The organism is Longimicrobium sp. (genome assembly GCF_036554565.1).
Taxonomy (GTDB): Bacteria; Gemmatimonadota; Gemmatimonadetes; order Longimicrobiales; family Longimicrobiaceae; genus Longimicrobium.
On sequence record NZ_DATBNB010000243.1, the window covers coordinates 1 to 1,758 of the forward strand.

Annotated in this window: 1 protein-coding gene; it reads right to left on the reverse strand. The window is 75.6% G+C overall.

Features of this window, described 5'->3' with window-relative positions; genetic code table 11:
- A partial coding sequence (locus VIB55_RS06590; RefSeq protein ID WP_331875876.1) for a non-ribosomal peptide synthetase occupies positions 1-1,758 on the reverse strand: 1,758 nt, incomplete at both ends.

The window sequence follows — 1,758 nt, forward strand, 5'->3', positions numbered from 1 at the left end:
GTGGCCCAGCCCGTACAGCGCCCGCGCCAGCTCCGCCGGGAGCGCCTCCCCCGCGAGGTTGAAGGCCCGCACGCTCCGGGGGATGCCGCCGCCGCGCAGCAGCTCCGCCGCCGCGGTGGGCACCATCACCGCCAGCCGCACGTCCTGGTCTGCGACCGAGGGGAGGTCGAGCGCGCTGTCCACCAGCACCAGCTTGCCGCCCCAGCAGAGCGTGCCGAAGACCTCGGCCACCGACACGTCGAAGCTGAAGGAAGTGGCCCCCAGCACCGACGCCCGCTCCCCGGCCGGGACGAGATCCCTCAGGAAGTGGAGCAGGACGACGGTGCCGCGGTGCTGGACGGCCACGCCCTTTGGCCGCCCGGTCGAGCCGGAGGTGAAGATCACGTAGGCGAGGTTGTCCGGCGCCACGCCCGTCCCGGGCGCGTCCTCCGGACCGTCGGCGACGGAGTCCGCCTCCGCGTCCACCGCGAGCACGCCCACGCCGGCCGGGACGCGGCCGGCCAGATCGGATTCCACGACGGCGAGGCGGACCCCCGCGTCTTCCAGCATGACGCCGATGCGCGCGGCCGGGAGCTCCGGGTCGAGCGGCACGTAGGCGCCGCCGGCCTTGAGCACGCCGAGCAGCGCCACCAGCGCGGCGGGCCTGCGGCGCAGGAGGACGCCCACGCGCGCCTCCGGCCCGACGCCCCGACCGCGGAGCGCGTGCGCGAGCCGGTTGGAGGCGCGGTCCAGCTCGGCGTAGGTCAGCGCCCGGCCCCGGTGCACCACGGCGACGGCGTGGGGGGTGCGCCGCGCCTGCGCGGCGAACAGGTCGTGGATGCAGGCGCCGCCGGGATCGTCGTGCCCGGTCGCGCCCCACTCCGTCAGCAGCTGCGCGCGCTCCTCGTCCGCGACGTAGGCGACCCCGGCGGCCGGACGGTCGGCGTCCGCGACGACCGCTCCCGCCAGGCGGGCGAAGTGCCCCGCCATGCGCTCCAGGGTCGCGCGCTCCCACAATTCCGCGCGGAAGGCGAGCGAGCCGGCGAAGCCCCGCTCGTCCTCGGACAGGTCGAGCATGAGGTCGAACTTGGACGTTTCCCCTCCGCCGCTCGCAAGCGGCTCCATCTCCAGCCCGCCCATGCGGGGCCCGTCCCGCTCGGCGTTCTGCAGGGCGAACATCACCTGGAAGAGCGGCGAGTACGCCAGGCTCCGCTCCGGCGCCAGCTCCTCCACCAGCCGCTCGAAGGGGACCTCCTGGTGCTGGTACGCCCCCAGCGTCATTTCCCGCACCCGCCCCAGCAGCTCGCCGAACGTGGGCTCCCCCGACAGGTCGGTGCGCAGCACCAGCGTGTTGACGAAGAAGCCGATCAGCGGCTCCGTCTCCAGGCGCGTGCGCCCGGCGATGGGCGTGCCCACGCTGACGTCCTCCTGCCCCGCGTAGCGCGACAGCAGGAGCTGCCAGGCAGCCAGCAGCGTCATGAACGCCGTCGCTCCCTCGCGCCGCGAGAGCGCGCGAAGCCCGGCTGCAGCCTCCGCGGACAGGCCGACGCGGACGCTCGCGCCGCGCGGGTCCTGCACCTGCGGCCGCGGCCGGTCCGTCGGCAGCTCCAGCAGCGGGGGAGCGCCGGACAGCCGCTCGCGCCAGAAGCCGAGCTTCGCCTCCAGCGTCTCCCCCGTGAGCCAGGCGCGCTGCCAGGCGGCGTAGTCCGCGTACTGCACCGGCAGCTCGGGAAGCTCCGCCCCGCGCCCGGTCTCCTGCGCGCCGTAGAGCGCGGAGAT